Source organism: Mycobacterium sp. NPDC003449 (assembly GCF_053588415.1).
In genome coordinates this window covers 1-1479 of the sequence record NZ_JBSFPX010000374.1, presented here as the reverse complement: position 1 = coordinate 1479, position 1479 = coordinate 1, and the positions used below count along the sequence as shown (strand labels likewise).

General features: G+C 72.1%; 4 protein-coding genes. All 4 read left to right on the top strand.

The genetic code is table 11. From position 1 onward, the window contains the following. Window positions 1-483, top strand: a 483-nt coding sequence (locus ACWDTP_RS38445) for a WhiB family transcriptional regulator (protein WP_450028445.1), incomplete at its 5' end; no start/stop codon positions are given. Further along, complete coding sequence (locus tag ACWDTP_RS38440; RefSeq protein ID WP_450028444.1) at window positions 480-677, top strand: hypothetical protein; 198 nt, start codon at window positions 480-482, stop codon at window positions 675-677. The genes ACWDTP_RS38445 and ACWDTP_RS38440, both read left to right, overlap by 4 nt. Beyond that, entirely contained in the window at window positions 677-1105 is a 429-nt protein-coding gene (locus ACWDTP_RS38435; protein WP_450028443.1) for a hypothetical protein, read from the top strand. The genes ACWDTP_RS38440 and ACWDTP_RS38435 overlap by 1 nt, the downstream gene beginning before the upstream one ends. A gap of 84 nt (window positions 1106-1189) precedes the next feature. After that, window positions 1190-1479, top strand: a 290-nt coding sequence (locus ACWDTP_RS38430; protein WP_450028442.1) for a hypothetical protein, incomplete at its 3' end; no start/stop codon positions are given.

The following is a 1479-nucleotide window of genomic DNA, read 5'->3' as shown; positions in this document are numbered from 1 at the left end:
GCCCGACCTCGGGGCGGTGGCCCGATGACGATCCACTTCACCGAGTTCCGCTGTGTCCACACCGAGCTTCCGATCAGCGGATGCGAACACTGCCGCCCCGCGCTGCAGCCCATCAAGACCGAGCCGAAGCCGAAGAAGCGCAAGGCCAAGAAGCGCACGCCCGCTCGCCGCACCCGGAAGAAGCCGGCCATGCGCGCCATCCCGGCCGCGCCCGCCACTCCGGACCCCGACTGGAGGAAGCGCGCCCTCTGCCGCGGCGAAGGCGCCGACGCCGAATGGTGGCAGGCCCCGGCCAACACCGCGGCCTTCTTCGCCGCCGTCAAGGTGTGCAGGCGGTGTCCGGTCGCGGGTGAGTGCCTGGCGCTCGCCATGCGGGCCGAGGGCCGGGCCGCGGGCCGCAACCGGTACGGCACGTACGGCGGGCTCAGCCCCAGCCAGCGCCACGGCCTGTACGACCAGCGCCGCAAGGCCCAGACGTCATGACCGGGTCGGCGCCGCTCCTCGACTGGCGGTCCTCGGCGCACTGGTCACACACGGCCAGGCCGTGCCGCTACTGCGGCGCCGACACCAACCTCCGCGACAGCAAACACAAGCCCGCACACAAGGTCTGCGCCGAGCAGGCCCTCGCCCGACAGGCCGCCGAAGCGGCCGACGCATACCGATTGGACAACCACTGATGACCGACCGCCCGTACACCGACGCCGACCTCCGCGCCGAAGCCGCCCGCCAGCACGCCACGCTGGCCGAGGACCCCGAGTTCATGTGCGTCGGCGAGCAGATGCAGGACCAGGAGGTCACGCCCGGCGGGGGCGTGGCGTGGGACGACTTCAGCGACGAGACCTTCGACGAGGCGCAGCGGAAGATCCACGACCTGATCAACGGCGCCGCCGACGTCTCCGAGTGGGCCATTCAGCTCGGCGCCGCCGCGCTCACCCCGCACCCGGCGATGGCCTGGCAGTCCACCACGGGCGGCTACGAGGTCGCCGTGCAGGTCGCCACCGCGGCCGATCTGACCGCCGCCGCCCGCGCCGAGCTGCTCGCGGAGATCGAGAAGGCGGTCGGCGAGACCGTCCGCCGCGTGCTCGGCCTCAAGCCCGCCGAGTAGCCCCGCCTGACCGGCCCGGGGCGGACCACCCACGCCACCGCCCCGGGCACCCCACCCAGCACCACCGATCAAGAAAGGCACCCCATGCCCGACATCAAGTTCGACAGCAAAGTCCTCGAGGACGTCAAAGACTCCCTCGACCCCCACGCCCTCGACATGTTCCGCCAGCGCAAGGGACGGTGGATGGCCGTCGTCGAACTCGCCCACGTCGAGCGCGTCGAGCCCGGCCCCGACGAGGAGAAGGTGCCCAGCGTCAAGCTGCGCATCGTCGCCATAGAGGTGGCCGGCGACGAGTTCACCGACGAGCGGCTGCGGGAACTCCAGCGGGGCCTGTACCGGCTGCGCACCAAGGGCGGCACCCTCGACGGCGAGTT

Bases quoted from the DNA above. Each gene is read 5' to 3' on its own strand.
- ACWDTP_RS38440 (WP_450028444.1), top strand. From the start codon at position 480: ATGACCGGGTCGGCGCCGCTCCTCGACTGGCGGTCCTCGGCGCACTGG.
- ACWDTP_RS38435 (WP_450028443.1), top strand. From the start codon at position 677: ATGACCGACCGCCCGTACACCGACGCCGACCTCCGCGCCGAAGCCGCC.